Below are 15,029 nucleotides of genomic sequence, written 5' to 3' on the forward strand. Positions count from 1 at the left end.
AGTGCGAATAGACAATCACACCCCATCGCGTTGTATTAATCTTCTAAGTTTTCTACATCAATGCGATTTGCTTTATCAAGCACTGACGCTTTTGCACGAATCTTAGCTTCAAGTTTGTCGACAAGGTCATCGTTGTCGAAGCGCTCTTTCTGACGCTTACCGTCTTCGTAGAAGGCACTCTTACGAGCACTACCGGCTAAACCTAAGTGAGACACTTCTGCTTCACCAGGGCCGTTAACCACACAACCGATGATTGACACATCCATTGGAGTAATCACGTCTTCTAAGCGTTCTTCAAGGGCATTAACGGTGTTAATAACATCGAACTCTTGACGAGAACAGCTCGGGCACGCAATGAAGTTGATGCCACGCGAACGAATGCGCAAAGATTTAAGAATATCAAAGCCAACTTTGATCTCTTCAACCGGATCAGCCGCTAGCGAGATACGCAGCGTATCGCCGATACCTTCAGAAAGAAGCATACCTAAACCTACCGCTGACTTCACAGAGCCAGCACGCGCACCACCCGCTTCGGTAATGCCAAGGTGAAGAGGTTGATCAATCTGCTTAGCCAGCAAACGGTAAGAACCGACTGCTAGGAATACATCAGACGCCTTAACGCTGACTTTGAATTGATCAAAGTTCAGACGGTCTAGGATATCTACGTGACGCATTGCTGATTCAACAAGCGCTTCTGCTGTAGGTTCTGTGTATTTCTCTTGGATCTCTTTCTCAAGAGAACCGCCGTTAACACCAATACGAATCGGAATATTCATATCACGTGCACAATCAACAACTGAGCGGATACGGCTTTCGTTACCGATGTTGCCTGGGTTAATACGCAGACAGTCAACGCCGTATTCGGCCACTTTTAGGGCGATACGGTAGTCGAAGTGAATATCAGCAACCAAAGGAACAGAGACCTGCTGCTTGATTAGCTTAAAGGCTTCAGCGGCATCCATAGTCGGTACAGATACGCGAACGATATCAGCGCCAACTTTTTCCAGAGCTCTAATTTGAGCAACGGTCGCGGCTACATCTGTTGTTCTTGTGTTGGTCATGGATTGCACAGCAATTGGTGCGCCATCACCGATCGGCACATCACCCACATAAATACGGGTTGATTTGCGACGAATAATAGGAGATTCGTGTTGCATATTAACTCTAAGGTAAGGTTATTCTAGCTACTTTGCCTGAAGTATACCCAGAAAGGTCGACAGGTTCACTTGCAAATGTCATTGATACGCCTTCTGGCGCACCTAGAATCACTTTATATGGCGCAGTTCCTGAAAGATTTAACGACTGACCTGCTTTTTTGATGCCAGTAGATAATGTTTTGCCCGAAGCATCTTTCACTTGGATCCAACAATCAGCAGAGAACTGCATGACTAGCTCGTTAGCCACAGCTTCAGGAGCCGTGCTAGCTTCAACCGTTTCTACATTCGCAGCAGCTTCAGCAGTTGGCTCTGTCTCTGTTGCTTGTTGTGCAGGAGTTTCGTCAGCTGGAGTAACAGCACCTGAAGTATCTTCCGCATCGCTTATTGCAGCAAGGCCTTCAGTACCTTCAACAACAGAAGCACCCGCTTCGTTTTGTTCAGCTTCAATCACTTCTAAAGAGGTGAATTCAGGGGCAAGTGATTCTTCTACCGCTAGCTCTTCTGAGCTTTCAGTATTCGCTAAAGATTGAGATAGGGTGTCTTGTTGTTGGTTCTGCCACCACCAAAGTGAGGAGATACCCGCAATGACCGCAAAAATACTCCAAGTCAGGATCATAATACGGCTGTTGTGCTTCTCGGTTTTGGTCTTACGAGAAAAGCTCAACATTTCTTGCTCTTGATGCTGAGCATCACCGGCATGATGCAGCGCACTCAATACGACTTTTTCGTCAAGATTGACGTATTTCGCGTATGAACGAATATAGCCACGCATAAACGTCGCCACTTGATCTGACTCGAATTGGTTTTCTTCAATTTGTTGGATCAGCGTAACGCGAAGTTTCAAGCGATCAGAAATCTGCTTTTGCGTTAAACCAAGAGATTCTCGTTTGTTCTTAAGCAGCGTTCCCGCTTCCAAAGCTGGAGCTACGGTTTCTTGCGTTTGTGTATCTTGTTCTGTGTTCATAGAGAGTGAACTTCTAAAGTATTATCGCAGGTTGAGGAGAGCGTTTTCTTATTGTCGTTTAAGCTCAATCTAACAACCCACGTTATGTGGAATTTTTCCTGCTATCTAAATCATCAACCCTTAAAGGCGAACATCATTCATTTGTTATGGATGACCTTCTCAGGAAGCTAGTTTATCAAGTAGCCAACCTAAATAGACATATTGATGATCAGTAGCAAGCGAGCACTTAAATTAATTTAAGATTAGTTAATCATAAGCTAATGCCATTACAAGGCAAAAACACTTTAAACAAAATTTACCGTCAGCTCATGGTTTTGTCCAAAATTTGACGAAAAATGTAAGAAAGCGTGGGCAAGAAGTCCAAAAAATCAAAAACTGTACCCCAGAAAAGCAACAAGCCAGAAGTAGGACTTCTGGCTTGTTTAGGTTCTAATCGCGTTTTATACCGCTTTTACTTCAATCACACCACCGGCAATCAAGTTCGCTTCAGAGGCTGCTTTGATCATTTTGGTACGTTTGGTTCTATCAATCACATCACCGACTAACTGACCACACGCGGCATCAATATCATCACCACGAGTCTTACGAACGGTTACTGTGTAGTTGTATTCCATCAGCGTTTTTTGGAAGCGATCAATGCGAGAGTTGCTTGGCTTCTTATAAGGCGAACCCGGGTAAGGGTTGAATGGAATCAAGTTGATCTTACAAGGCGTCTCTTTCATTAGCTCTGCAAGTTCACGTGCGTGGTCCATATCATCATTCACATGATCCAATAGCACGTACTCAACCGTTACTTTACCGCGGTTAGCGTTTGAAGATGCAATGTAACGACGAACAGATGCTAGGAAGTCTTGGATATCCCAACGGTCGTTGATCGGCATGATTTGGCTACGTAGTGCATCGTTTGGCGCATGTAGAGAAATAGCCAATGCGACATCGATGTTGTCTGTCATTTGGTCAAGGCCAGAAACAACACCAGAAGTTGATACGGTTACACGACGCTTAGACAGTGCGAAACCTAGATCATCAAGCATGATTTCTAATGATGGCATTAGGTTCTTCATGTTCAATAGAGGCTCACCCATACCCATCATTACAACGTTAGTAATTGGACGACGACCGGTTTCTTTTTCTAGGCCGATTTCGCGAGATGCGCGCCAGATTTGGCCAACAATCTCTGAAACTTTTAGGTTACGGTTGAAGCCTTGTTGAGCTGTAGAACAGAACTTACATTCAAGTGCACAACCAACCTGTGAAGATACACATAGCGTCGCACGGTCACCATCTGGGATGTATACCGTTTCAACGTCTTGGTCGCCAACGCTCATCGCCCATTTAATTGTGCCATCTGAAGAGTGTTGAGCTTCAGAAACAACAGGTGCAACAATCTCACAGCGACGTTGAAGTTTCTCACGTAACTTTTTGTTGATGTTATTCATTTGTTCGAAGTCATCGACACCGAAGTGATAAATCCACTTCATCACTTGCTCTGCTCGAAACGCTTTCTCATTCAGTTCCTCTGTGAAAAATTTACGAAGACCTTTACGATCAAAATCGAGTAGATTGACTTTAGCTGTGGTCATGATGCCTCTCAATGACGGAACAATAATTAAGGGCGCGAATTGTACAGGCTTTACGCAACTTCAACAAGCATTGTAAAACCCTGTGTTTATTAAGACATTCAAACTTAAGCGATTAAAATTTGAACAATTGTATTTATCGGCCTGAGATTACCCAATTTAAACAAAGATTCCCGATTACACTCCTTCGTCGCTTTCGGGAATGACGTAAATAATCACCAATTGCTCGATAATATTTACCACGAGATGGTTGCTCCAAAGTTCCCCGTCATTCCAGAACTGAGGAACGAAGTATCTGGAATCTCCAATAACAAAAACAGATTCCCGATTACGCTCCTTCGTCGCTTTCGAGAATGACGACTAAATTGATTATCGAGAGCGTAAAATCCACTTACAAAAAAGGCCTCACCGAAGTGAAGCCTTTAGAATCATTTGCTGTGCCGATTATTGAGCTGGGCGTGGGCAAATTTCAGATTCTGGGAAGAAGAATTCGATTTCGCGAGCTGCAGACTCAGGGCTGTCGCTGCCGTGTACTGAGTTGTAACGCATGCTGATTGCGTAGTCAGCACGGATAGTGCCACATGCCGCTTCTTCTGGGTTTGTTTTACCCATAAGCTCACGGTAACGAGCGATAGCGTTTTCGCCTTCAAGCACTTGAACCATGATAGGACCAGAAGTCATAAACTCTTTAAGAGCTGGGAAGAACTCTTTACCTTCATGTTCAGCGTAGAAGCCACTCGCTTGCTCTTCAGTAAGACGAACCATTTTAGCAGCAATAATTTCTAGGCCTGCTTTTTCGATACGGTGGTAGATTTCACCAACAAGGTTACGCTTAACTGCATCCGGCTTAACAATTGAGAACGTTCTTTCTAGAGCCATAGGGATTCCTTCACTTCATTTTTTTGTTATTAAATACTGAAATTACTGAGATCTTTCGATCTGAGCTTTATGAATGAGCGGCACAAAATACCGCTCACCCTTATTATTATTTTGCTTGGTCGATAAGAAGACGAGCCAGTGTGCGAACGCCCATACCCGTTGCGCCTGCCGCCCACTTGTCACTTGCTGACTTACGGTAAGTACCCGCGCAATCCATATGAATCCAACCTTTTTTGTAGTCATCTACAAAGTAAGAAAGGAATGCCGCAGCTGTACTTGCACCCGGTGTGTAATCGCCCGTGCTGATGTTTGAAAGATCAGCAAAGTTTGAAGGCAACATACCACGGTGGAAATCAGCAAGAGGCAGTGGCCATAAGCCTTCTTTCTCTTGGTTTGCCGCTGTTAGCGCTTGGTGAGACAACTCATCATCGAAGCTTAATAGTGCGTGGTAGTCGTTACCTAATGCGTTTTTAGCCGCGCCTGTTAGCGTTGCACAGTCGATGATCAGCTCAGGGCTTTGTGCACTTGCGTACATCAGGCCATCAGCTAGCACTAAGCGACCTTCCGCATCAGTGTTCATGATCTCAACTGTTTTACCGTTTTTGTAGGTAATGATATCGCCAAGCTTCAATGCGCGACCAGAGATCATGTTCTCTGCGCAACATAGAATAAGCTTGATGCGCTTGTTAAGACCGCGTTCAATCGCAAGACCTAAACCACCAGTAATCGTTGCTGCGCCACCCATGTCAGCTTTCATCGCTGTCATGAATTGGCCTGGCTTGATACTGTAACCGCCCGAATCGAACGTAATACCTTTACCGACTAAACAGGCAAATACAGGTGCGTTTTCATCGCCTGTTGGGTTGAAGTCCAGTTGCAGCATTGCTGATGTACGCTCAGAGCCACGACCTACCGCGTAGATGCCTTCCCAACCTTCGGTTAGTAGATCCTTGTCTTTAACAATCTTCGCTTTAACAGTGCCCGCTGGTGCCACTGACTTGATGTATTCTGCAGCCATTGTCGCAAGTTGACGAGGTGCCACTTCTTCAGCGGTTTTATTAATAATGTCACGCGTCCAGTCAGTTGCGCGAATACGAGCTTCAAGCTCAGTTTGATCGGCTTCTGAAAGTGCATCCCATTCCAATGCATTCTTTTTCTTTGGTCCACGGTAGCCTTGGTAGAAAGCCCAAACGCTTTCTAGATCCCAACCTTCACCACGAAGTGAAACGAATGCGATACCTTGTCCGTCAAGCGTACGACCCGCACGTTGAACTGCGCCTAGATCGTGGCCTTCACCAATGTGAATTGTCGCTCCCGCTTCTGAGAACGATAAAATAGCTCTTGCTCCCCACTGAGGCTGGGCAGCTTCTTGACTTAAAAATACTGACATCTGTGTAGACATGATTTCTCCTTGTCATGAACCACTGTGAGTGTGTGATTCTGATTATTTTTTATTAGCGCACTGATGTTAGCATTATGTAGGAGGAAAATGTCATTTTGATAAAAAAACGGACCATAAGGTCCGCTTTTTTTAGTAAGAATTGTTAACTTGGCTGCGTTTTATATTGGACTGATACCAACCCGCGACCAAATCATTAGACAAGAGGATTAATCCATCTCATCCATCCAGCACAAAATAATAGCCTCTAAGATTTTCTCATTCGAGTGGTTAGGCTCGTCGTCGAACTCTTCAAGGTCTAGCACCCATTGATGCAGATCGGTAAAACGTACCGTTTTAGGATCAGTATCAGGGTACAAATCACATAGCTCAATTGCGATATCTCGCGAATCAATCCACTTCAAGCTCATAACACTTCCTTATATTTATCAGCGACGCTTGGTCACCTTTATGATCTATATTCTAGGCCAGTTTTCTTAGTATGTTTGTCTAAGCAATAACTCTCTCAGTCATCGCTGTATTAGCCATGACTGAGAACAGGTTCTTAATGGTCTTCAGAAGCCAGGTTCAACGTGTACTTTGGAATCTCTACAACAAGATCCGTATCAGCCACTTTAGCTTGGCAACCCAAGCGAGATTCCATCTCTAAGCCCCATGCTTTATCTAGCATGTCGTCTTCTAGATCATCACTCTCTTCTAAAGAATCAAAACCTTCACGAATCACAACGTGACATGTTGTACATGCGCACGATTTCTCACATGCGTGTTCAATACCAATACCGGCCTTCAGTGCAACATCAAGAACCGTCTCACCAGTTTTTGCTTCTAAAACAGCGCCTTCTGGACATAGATCTTCGTGAGGTAAAACAATAATCTTTGGCATGTTTATCTATTCTCTAACTATTAAATATTATCGACTGACTGACCTGACAGTGCAGCACGAATTGATTTATCCATACGACGAGAAGCAAAGTCTTGGCTCGCTTTGTCGGTATTCTTAATTTCTAGTTCAATAGCATCAGCGTTGTCGCCATTACGCACTTCAATCAGTGCTTCAATCGCTTGAACAAGTTGTTGTTTGCCTTGCTCATCAAGTAGCTCGTCACCGTCGGCTTGCATTGCAGCGATAAGGCCTTCGATAACGCGATCCGCTTCTACGCGTTGCTCAGCAAGAGCACGCGCTTGCATGTCTTCTTTTGCAAACGTCATCGAATCTTTCAGCATGCTAGCCACTTCGTTGTCGCTTAGACCGTAAGAAGGCTTAACTTGGATTTCAGCTTGAACGCCAGTGCTCTTCTCCATTGCGGTAACCGATAGCAGGCCATCAGCATCCACTTGGTAAGTAACACGAATATGAGCAGCACCTGCAGTCATCGGCGGGATGCCTTTCAGAGCAAATCGAGCCAGTGAACGACAGTCATCAACCATCTCACGCTCGCCTTGCACGGTGTGTACTGTCATTGCAGTTTGACCGTCTTTGAACGTGGTAAACTCTTGTGCACGAGCAACTGGGATCGTGGTATTACGAGGGATGATCTTTTCGACTAAGCCACCCATGGTTTCGATACCCAGTGACAGAGGGATAACATCCAATAGCAGCATCTCAGAGTCAGGCTTGTTGCCAACTAAGATATCCGCTTGAATCGATGCGCCAATCGCAACCACTTCATCAGGGTTAATACTGGTTAATGGAGTACGACCAAAGAAGCCACCGACCATTTCACGAACAAGTAAGGTACGAGTTGAACCACCTACCATCACGACTTCTAGTACTTCATCCGCGTCAACTTCCGCATCTTTCAGTGCTCGGCGGCACGAAAGCAGCGTTTTCTTAACGAGCGGTTTGATGATCTCTTCGAACTCTTCACGAGTTAAAGAGCCAGACCAACCTAGTGCTTCAACATTAACGCTTTCAGCTTCAGATAAGCCAATCTTCGCTTCTGTTGCGGCGTCTAGAAGAATACGATTCTGTTCTGCTGTTAACTCTGATAAGCCCATTTGTTCTTGGAAATGATCCGCAACTAAATGGTCAAAGTCATCGCCGCCTAATGCAGAGTCACCACCGGTTGCTAAAACTTCGAAGACACCTTTAGACAGGCGTAGGATAGAGATATCAAACGTACCACCGCCTAAGTCATAAACAGCGATTACCCCTTCTTTACCTGAATCCAAGCCATAAGCAATCGCGGCTGCAGTGGGTTCATTAAGAAGACGTAACACATGAAGACCAGCAAGTTGCGCTGCGTCTTTGGTACCTGCACGTTGTGCATCATCAAAGTACGCAGGGACGGTAATCACGGCACCAGCCAATTCACCACCTAACGTCGACTCAGCACGTTGACCGAGTGCACGAAGAATATCTGCAGATACTTGAATTGGGTTCTTATTTCCTTGCGCTGTGTTAATCACAGGCAGGCCATTATCACTTTCTTCAAACTGATATGGCAGAGATGGGTATCGCTGTTGAATATCTGACAGTGAACGACCGATTAATCGCTTAACTGAGATAATGGTATTTTTAGGATCAGTTTGTGCATTTACACGCGCTTCATCACCAGTGGTGTACGACTCTGACTGATAGTGAACAACGGAAGGGAGAATACTGCGACCTTGTTGATCAACAAGCGTGCTTGCCTCACCACTGCGCACTGACGCAACCAATGAGTTTGTTGTACCTAAATCAATACCCACTGCAAGCTTGTGCTGGTGAGGAGCGGCGCTTTGCCCTGGTTCTGCAATCTGAAGTAGTGCCATGGATGTGTCCTTGTTATACGAACTAGCCGATCAAACGATCTTCAACTAACTCGATTTCATTCTTTAATTTTGCAATAAACTTAAGCTTTCTTACTCGGTCTGCAGCTTCTAACCAAGCTTCGCTGTCGAGTTCTTGTTGGATAGCGCTTAATTGTTGTTTATACATTTTGCTAACCTTTCCTTCAAATGCAAACAAAGCATCTTCAGGATCAGAACTGTCGGCGATATCTTCCAGCTCTTCACGCAATTCCATTTGCTCCATCAGGAACATAGGATCTTGCATAGTCTGCTGCTCACCACGAATATCCTCACCATGTTGAACTAACAGGTATTCAGCGCGGCTGACTGGATTTTTCAACACCTGGTACGCATCATTGATTTGCGCAGCTTTTTGCACAGCCAGCAAGCGATCTCGCTCAGAAGCCGTGGCAAATTTATCAGGGTGGAATTGGCGTTGCAGATCTCTAAACTGAGAAGAAAGAAGGCTACCATCCAGTTGAAACTGAAGTGGTAGCCCAAATAATTCGAAATGATTCATGTAACGGTGGTCCTAAGTTTAGGCTCTTTACTTAGAGCCTAATTTTATTCTTCGCTCATTATAAACGCTCAACGATTGAGGCGTTTATACATTGAAGCTCTCACCACAACCACATTCGCCTTTCGCGTTAGGGTTGTTGAATTCAAAACCTTCGTTTAGGCCTTCTTTTACGTAATCAAGCTCAGTACCGTCTAGGTAAACTAGGCTCTTTGGATCAATGATGACCTTAACACCTGAATGCTCGAACACTTCGTCTTCTTCGTTGAGCTCGTCAACGAATTCCAGTACATATGCCATACCCGAACAGCCAGTAGTTTTTACCGCTAAGCGCAACCCGATACCTTTACCTCGGTTATCTAGGAAAGCTTGAACTCGGCTTGCTGCCGTATCTGTCATGGTGATGGCCATACTACAACCTTGTGTTTTATATAAATTGAGAACTCAGGGGGAGCACAAAGGGTGCTCCCAAATATTACTTTTTTGAAGTGATTACGTTGTAGAAACGATTAGTGCTTCTTTTTGTAATCCGCAACCGCTGCTTTGATTGCATCTTCAGCAAGAATTGAACAGTGAACTTTCACTGGTGGCAACTCTAGCTCTTCTGCGATTTCAGAGTTTTTAATAGCAGCTGCTTCATCAATACTTTTACCTTTAACCCACTCAGTGACTAGTGAGCTAGAAGCGATTGCGCTACCGCAACCGTAAGTCTTGAATTTTGCGTCTTCAATAATACCTTCTGCAGATACTTTGATTTGCAGTTTCATTACGTCACCACAAGCTGGTGCGCCAACCATGCCGCTACCTACACTTGGATCTTCTTTATCAAACGAACCTACGTTACGTGGGTTTTCGTAGTGATCAATTACTTTTTCGCTATATGCCATGATAGTTACCTCGAATCCTCTATTTCCGTGAGATTAGTGATGAGCCCACTCAACAGTGTTCAAATCAATCCCTTCTTTATACATATCCCATAGAGGAGACATGTCGCGTAATTTATTTACTGCTACACGGATTTGTGCAATCGCGTAGTCGATTTCTTCTTCCGTAGTGAAACGGCCGAATGAAAAACGTACTGAGCTGTGTGCCAGTTCATCGTTTAAGCCAAGAGCGCGTAAAACGTATGAAGGCTCAAGACTCGCTGATGTACATGCAGAACCTGATGATACCGCTAAGTCTTTTAAAGACATAAGCAGAGATTCACCTTCAACGAAAGCAAAGCTCACGTTTAGGTTATGTGGTACACGTTGATCTAAGTCGCCATTTACCGTTACTGCTTCTAGATCTTGAACCCCTTTCAATAGACGCTCGCGAAGTGCTAGTGCGTGGTCATAATCTTTCTGCATGTCTTGTTTAGCGACAGCAAAAGCTTCACCCATACCCACGATTTGGTGAGTAGCAAGCGTACCAGAACGGAAACCACGTTCGTGACCTCCACCGTGCATCTGTGCTTCAAGACGAATACGTGGCTTACGACGAACGTACAAAGCACCAATGCCTTTAGGGCCGTATGCTTTGTGTGCAGAAAGAGAGATAAGGTCAACTTTCATCTCTTTTACATCTAGTGGGATTTTACCCGCAGACTGAGCCGCATCAACGTGGAAGATGATCTTGCGTGAACGACATAATTCGCCGATTGCAGAGATATCTTGGATTACACCAATCTCGTTGTTTACGTGCATAATAGAAACAAGAACCGTATCTTCACGCATTGCTGCTTGTAGCTTGTCTAAATCAATGATGCCGTTTGCTTCAGGCTCAAGATATGTAACCTCAAAACCTTCACGCTCTAGTTGGCGACATGGATCAAGAACCGCTTTATGTTCTGTTTTGCACGTGATTACGTGCTTACCTTTCTTCTCGTAAAAGTGCGCTGCACCTTTAATCGCAAGGTTATCTGACTCTGTAGCACCTGACGTAAAAACAATCTCACGTGGGTCTGCATTTAGTAGGTCAGCAATTTGCTCACGAGCATTATCTACTGCTTCTTCTGCCTGCCAGCCGTAACGGTGTGAACGAGATGCAGGGTTACCGAAGTTACCGTCCATCGTCATGCACTGAACCATTTTCTCAGCAACTCGTGGATCGACTGGGCATGTAGCTGAATAGTCAAAGTAAATAGGCAGTTTCATTTTCTACTCCAATGTAAAAACTGACCGCTAAGAGCGGGCATTAACACCGTGAGGTGCTGCACTAATCGTTGTAGTGCTCGTATTTTTATGTGCAAAACCATTATTAACCGCAAGATCAATATCTTGACGATCAGAAATTTCTAAAACTTCGTTATCTTTCATTAGCTCACCGAGCGTAATGTCGTTTAAGAAGCTGCTGATTCGGGAGCTTAAATCACGCCATAGAGTGTGAGTTAGACAACGACTGCCACCTTGGCAATCTGCTCGACCGTGACACTTAGTTGCATCAACTGATTCGTCTACTGCAGCAATTACAGTTCCGACAGCGATGTCGCTCGCTTCAGCACCTAAACGGTAACCACCGCCAGGACCACGAACACTAGCAACTAAGCCAGCTTTACGTAACTTAGAAAATAGCTGTTCTAAGTAAGATAATGAGATGCCCTGTCGCTCTGAAATATCAGCCAGAGGAACTGGGCTTTTTTGCGAATGCAGTGCTACATCTAGCATAGCTGTTACCGCATATCTTCCTTTAGATGTAAGTTTCATATCACACCGAATCCACATTGTTTATGTGGTTGGAATCTTCCCATACCTGACTAAATTGGTCAAGTATTTAGTTGACTATTTTAGTCAAGTATTCACCCTTAGGGTTTGTGTGGTTTTTATTTGTCGTTTTTGCTCTTCTCAATTGAAGTCAAAATGCCGCGTAGAGTGTTGATCTCTTGCAACTCTGGACGAGCTCGACTGAACAGACGACGTAGTTTATTCATCACCTGACCTGGCTTATCCTTAGAGATAAATTGGGTATCAATGATCACTTTTTCAAGGTGCTCATAGAACATTTCTAGTTCTTCGTGACGAGGGTACTCATCTTGTTGCTGTTGCTGATATTGGCTAGCGACCATATCAAGGTGAGCTACACGCACTTCGTAGCTCAGAGTCTGCACTGCCATTGCTAGGTTTAGCGAGCTGTATTCAGGGTTAGCTGGGATACATACATGGAAGTGGCACTTCTGAAGCTCATCGTTAGTCAAGCCAGTACGTTCACGGCCGAACACTAATGCGACTGGGTGCTTTTGACCTTCAATCGCAAACTTTTGTCCACACTCACGAGGCTCAAGCATTGGCCATTCAAGCGTACGTGAACGTGCACTCGAACCAACCACCAAACCACAGTCTTTTACGGCTTCGTCTAATGTAGAAACGATGGTTGCGTTTTCTGCGATGTCACCTGCACCCGCAGCCAGTGCTAAGGTCTGCTCGTCAACTTCACATTGAGGGTCTACAAGAACTAATTGACTCAAACCCATCACTTTCATTGCGCGAGCTGCTGATCCGATATTTCCCGAATGAGACGTACCAACCAGAACGACTTTTACATTGTCTAACATGCTATATGACACCACTTTAAAAATAATCGCGAGATATTAACACATAGCAAAGTAAAATGGTCAGACCCTTCGCGTAATGTGAAACCAAGAGTTCAAAAAATAACCACTTCCCTTTTGGTAAAACTTTGGTATACTCGCCGCCGCTTTAAATTGTTCTTTAACATCTTGTGGGAAAAACCATATGCATCCAATGCTAAACATTGCGATACGCGCTGCGCGTAAAGCTGGCAACCATATTGCTAAATCTCTAGAAACAACTGATAAGATCGAATCGTCTCTAAAAGGTAACAACGATTACGTTACTAACATTGCTCAAGAAGCTGAGTACATGATCATTGAGACAATCAAAGCATCTTACCCAGAGCACAGCATTATTTCTGAAGAGAAAGGCCTGACTGAAGGTAAAGACTCTGATGTACAATGGATCGTTGACCCACTGGATGGCACCAACAACTTTGTAAAAGGTTTCCCTCACTTCTCTGTATCTATCGCTGTTCGCATGAACGGTCGTACAGAAGTTGCTTGTGTTTATGACCCAATGCTAAACGAGCTATTCACAGCTCAACGTGGCGCTGGCGCTCAACTTAACAACGCTCGTATGCGTGTTACTCAACTAAAAGACCTTCAAGGTACTGTTCTAGCGACTGGTTTCCCATTCAAGCAAAAACAACACTCTGAATCTTTCATGAAGATCATCTCTGGTCTATTCATCGACTGTGCTGATTTCCGTCGTACAGGTTCTCCTGCTCTTGACCTATGTTACCTAGCAGCTGGCCGTGTTGATGGTTACCTAGAACTTGGCCTTAAGCCATGGGATCTAGCAGCTGGCGATCTAATCGCTCGTGAAGCTGGTGCTATCATGACTGACTTTGCTGGCGGTACTGATTACATGACGTCTGGTAATGTTGTTGCTTCAAGCGCGCGTGGTGTTAAGTCTATTCTTAAGCACGTTCGTGAGAACTCTAACGAAGGTATGCTGAAGTAATTCAGACCTTACGTTAACGCTCCCTATTTTAAGGGCGCATAAAAATTCCAAAGCCTCGCTATATAGCTATAGCGAGGCTTTTTTGTATCTGCGATACGAGATACGAGATACGAGATACGAGATACGAGATACGAGATACGAGATACGATCAGGATGTCTCTTAGTGAAATGAAGTTCAACATACTTCAACGCTAAATTGTATTGAGCTTCCCTAGAATACAGACGTAAAAAAACCGCTAGTTGCCTAGCGGTTTTTTTGGTTTAGCGAAACTTATTAAGCCAAGGCCTAAGGCATCTCGTCAAACTCTTCACCTTCTTTGTCCACTTGTGGTGGCATTAGGTGTTCACGCGTAATACCTAACTTCATAGCCAGTGCAGATGCAACGTAGATAGAAGAGTAAGTACCAACCGTAATACCCAGTAGAAGTGCAGTCGCGAAGCCGTGAATCATAGCGCCGCCCTGAACGAACAGTGCGATAACTACGAATAACGTGGTACCAGAAGTGATCAATGTACGGCTCAATGTTTGTGTGATTGAGCTGTTCAGTACTTCAGGTGCTTCACCCTTACGCATCTTACGGAAGTTCTCACGAATACGGTCGAATACAACAATGGTATCGTTGAGGGAGTAACCGACGACCGTTAGCAAGGCTGCTACGATGGTAAGGTCGACCTCAATTTGCATTAGAGAGAACACACCCAGAGTGATGATAACGTCGTGCGCCAGTGCTAATACTGCACCCGCAGCCAAACGCCATTCAAATCGCACTGATACGTAGATCAAGATACAGATAAGAGAAACTAGGATAGCAAGGCCACCCGCTTCTGTTAATTCGTCACCCACGTTAGGACCAACGAACTCGATACGACGCATTTCAACTTGCTCACCAGTACCATTCTCAATAGCAGAAAGGATTTGGTTACCAAGCGTTTCGCCCGCTACGCCATCACGTGGACGTAAACGAACCATCACATCACGAGCTGAACCGAAGTTCTGTACCGTCGCATCACCAAAGCCTTCGGCTTCTAGTGCACTACGAATATCAGGAAGGTGTGCCGGTTGTTCAAAACCAACTTCAATCAGAGTACCGCCAGTAAAATCTAGACCCCAGTTCAACGATTTCGTTGTTAGGGTGAAGATAGCAGTACCAATCATCAAGATAGAAAAAACAAAGGCAACCTTTGACCAACGCATAAAGTCGATCATTTTGTCTGCTTTTAGAATCTGAAACATATTAATTCCTAGC

16 protein-coding genes are annotated in these 15,029 nt (G+C 44.6%); 1 reads left to right on the plus strand and 15 read right to left on the minus strand.

From position 1 onward, the window contains the following. Positions 1–35: 35 nt before the first annotated feature. From ispG to trmJ, 14 genes are all read right to left on the minus strand, one after another. Entirely contained in the window at positions 36–1,157 is a 1,122-nt protein-coding gene (gene ispG / locus ACED41_RS16670; protein ID WP_009848294.1) for a flavodoxin-dependent (E)-4-hydroxy-3-methylbut-2-enyl-diphosphate synthase, read from the minus strand. 7 nt (positions 1,158–1,164) lie between these two features. Continuing rightward, on the minus strand, positions 1,165–2,121 hold the full coding sequence (rodZ, locus tag ACED41_RS16675; protein ID WP_371725305.1) for a cytoskeleton protein RodZ: 957 nt from the start codon (positions 2,119–2,121) through the stop codon (positions 1,165–1,167). A 440-nt stretch (positions 2,122–2,561) separates the two neighbouring features. Continuing rightward, complete coding sequence (locus ACED41_RS16680; protein WP_019822113.1) at positions 2,562–3,704, minus strand: bifunctional tRNA (adenosine(37)-C2)-methyltransferase TrmG/ribosomal RNA large subunit methyltransferase RlmN; 1,143 nt, start codon at positions 3,702–3,704, stop codon at positions 2,562–2,564. A 441-nt stretch (positions 3,705–4,145) separates the two neighbouring features. Further along, positions 4,146–4,580 carry a nucleoside-diphosphate kinase gene (gene ndk, locus ACED41_RS16685; RefSeq protein WP_016797173.1) on the minus strand — a complete coding sequence of 145 codons (435 nt, stop codon included), beginning with the start codon at positions 4,578–4,580 and terminating at the stop codon, positions 4,146–4,148. 106 nt (positions 4,581–4,686) lie between these two features. Next, complete coding sequence (gene pepB, locus ACED41_RS16690) at positions 4,687–5,982, minus strand: aminopeptidase PepB (RefSeq protein WP_017062517.1); 1,296 nt, start codon at positions 5,980–5,982, stop codon at positions 4,687–4,689. 206 nt (positions 5,983–6,188) lie between these two features. Beyond that, on the minus strand, positions 6,189–6,389 hold the full coding sequence (gene iscX, locus ACED41_RS16695; protein ID WP_004740335.1) for a Fe-S cluster assembly protein IscX: 201 nt from the start codon (positions 6,387–6,389) through the stop codon (positions 6,189–6,191). 134 nt (positions 6,390–6,523) lie between these two features. Further along, complete coding sequence (gene fdx / locus ACED41_RS16700) at positions 6,524–6,862, minus strand: ISC system 2Fe-2S type ferredoxin (protein WP_010440525.1); 339 nt, start codon at positions 6,860–6,862, stop codon at positions 6,524–6,526. 20 nt (positions 6,863–6,882) lie between these two features. Next, positions 6,883–8,733, minus strand: coding sequence for a Fe-S protein assembly chaperone HscA (hscA, locus tag ACED41_RS16705; RefSeq protein WP_371725306.1), 1,851 nt, complete (start codon positions 8,731–8,733; stop codon positions 6,883–6,885). Between the two features lie 22 nt (positions 8,734–8,755). Continuing rightward, positions 8,756–9,271, minus strand: coding sequence for a co-chaperone HscB (hscB, locus tag ACED41_RS16710; protein ID WP_010440522.1), 516 nt, complete (start codon positions 9,269–9,271; stop codon positions 8,756–8,758). Between the two features lie 84 nt (positions 9,272–9,355). After that, positions 9,356–9,679, minus strand: a complete 324-nt coding sequence (gene iscA / locus ACED41_RS16715; RefSeq protein WP_010440519.1) for an iron-sulfur cluster assembly protein IscA — start codon at positions 9,677–9,679, stop codon at positions 9,356–9,358. A 98-nt stretch (positions 9,680–9,777) separates the two neighbouring features. Beyond that, a complete protein-coding gene (gene iscU, locus ACED41_RS16720; RefSeq protein WP_004735094.1) occupies positions 9,778–10,155 on the minus strand; it encodes a Fe-S cluster assembly scaffold IscU in 378 nt (125 codons plus the stop codon). A 33-nt stretch (positions 10,156–10,188) separates the two neighbouring features. Next, positions 10,189–11,403: an IscS subfamily cysteine desulfurase gene (locus ACED41_RS16725; protein ID WP_371721110.1), complete on the minus strand. Its 1,215-nt coding sequence runs from the start codon at positions 11,401–11,403 to the stop codon at positions 10,189–10,191. A 27-nt stretch (positions 11,404–11,430) separates the two neighbouring features. Then, positions 11,431–11,952: a Fe-S cluster assembly transcriptional regulator IscR gene (gene iscR, locus ACED41_RS16730; protein ID WP_010440512.1), complete on the minus strand. Its 522-nt coding sequence runs from the start codon at positions 11,950–11,952 to the stop codon at positions 11,431–11,433. A 116-nt stretch (positions 11,953–12,068) separates the two neighbouring features. Continuing rightward, positions 12,069–12,797 carry a tRNA (cytosine(32)/uridine(32)-2'-O)-methyltransferase TrmJ gene (trmJ, locus tag ACED41_RS16735; protein ID WP_371725307.1) on the minus strand — a complete coding sequence of 243 codons (729 nt, stop codon included), beginning with the start codon at positions 12,795–12,797 and terminating at the stop codon, positions 12,069–12,071. A gap of 181 nt (positions 12,798–12,978) precedes the next feature. Between trmJ and suhB the strand changes: the two genes are divergently transcribed. Next, the gene (gene suhB / locus ACED41_RS16740; protein WP_371725308.1) at positions 12,979–13,782 is read left to right on the plus strand and encodes an inositol-1-monophosphatase; all 804 of its coding nucleotides are present in this window, start codon (positions 12,979–12,981) and stop codon (positions 13,780–13,782) included. A 286-nt stretch (positions 13,783–14,068) separates the two neighbouring features. On the opposite strand, the gene secF is transcribed toward suhB, so the two are convergent. Continuing rightward, complete coding sequence (gene secF / locus ACED41_RS16745) at positions 14,069–15,016, minus strand: protein translocase subunit SecF (RefSeq protein ID WP_017062837.1); 948 nt, start codon at positions 15,014–15,016, stop codon at positions 14,069–14,071. Positions 15,017–15,029: the final 13 nt, after the last annotated feature.

This window comes from Vibrio sp. 1F255 (assembly GCF_041439145.1).
Classification (GTDB): domain Bacteria; phylum Pseudomonadota; class Gammaproteobacteria; order Enterobacterales; family Vibrionaceae; genus Vibrio; species Vibrio crassostreae_C.

Excerpts from the sequence above, each read along its gene's own strand:
- ispG (WP_009848294.1), bottom strand. The coding sequence starts at position 1,157 with ATGCAACACGAATCTCCTATTATTCGTCGCAAATCAACCCGTATTTAT.
- rodZ (WP_371725305.1), bottom strand. The coding sequence starts at position 2,121 with ATGAACACAGAACAAGATACACAAACGCAAGAAACCGTAGCTCCAGCT.
- ACED41_RS16680 (WP_019822113.1), bottom strand. The coding sequence starts at position 3,704 with ATGACCACAGCTAAAGTCAATCTACTCGATTTTGATCGTAAAGGTCTT.
- ndk (WP_016797173.1), bottom strand. The coding sequence starts at position 4,580 with ATGGCTCTAGAAAGAACGTTCTCAATTGTTAAGCCGGATGCAGTTAAG.
- pepB (WP_017062517.1), bottom strand. The coding sequence starts at position 5,982 with ATGTCTACACAGATGTCAGTATTTTTAAGTCAAGAAGCTGCCCAGCCT.
- iscX (WP_004740335.1), bottom strand. The coding sequence starts at position 6,389 with ATGAGCTTGAAGTGGATTGATTCGCGAGATATCGCAATTGAGCTATGT.
- fdx (WP_010440525.1), bottom strand. The coding sequence starts at position 6,862 with ATGCCAAAGATTATTGTTTTACCTCACGAAGATCTATGTCCAGAAGGC.
- hscA (WP_371725306.1), bottom strand. The coding sequence starts at position 8,733 with ATGGCACTACTTCAGATTGCAGAACCAGGGCAAAGCGCCGCTCCTCAC.
- hscB (WP_010440522.1), bottom strand. The coding sequence starts at position 9,271 with ATGAATCATTTCGAATTATTTGGGCTACCACTTCAGTTTCAACTGGAT.
- iscA (WP_010440519.1), bottom strand. The coding sequence starts at position 9,679 with ATGGCCATCACCATGACAGATACGGCAGCAAGCCGAGTTCAAGCTTTC.
- iscU (WP_004735094.1), bottom strand. The coding sequence starts at position 10,155 with ATGGCATATAGCGAAAAAGTAATTGATCACTACGAAAACCCACGTAAC.
- ACED41_RS16725 (WP_371721110.1), bottom strand. The coding sequence starts at position 11,403 with ATGAAACTGCCTATTTACTTTGACTATTCAGCTACATGCCCAGTCGAT.
- iscR (WP_010440512.1), bottom strand. The coding sequence starts at position 11,952 with ATGAAACTTACATCTAAAGGAAGATATGCGGTAACAGCTATGCTAGAT.
- trmJ (WP_371725307.1), bottom strand. The coding sequence starts at position 12,797 with ATGTTAGACAATGTAAAAGTCGTTCTGGTTGGTACGTCTCATTCGGGA.
- suhB (WP_371725308.1), top strand. The coding sequence starts at position 12,979 with ATGCATCCAATGCTAAACATTGCGATACGCGCTGCGCGTAAAGCTGGC.
- secF (WP_017062837.1), bottom strand. The coding sequence starts at position 15,016 with ATGTTTCAGATTCTAAAAGCAGACAAAATGATCGACTTTATGCGTTGG.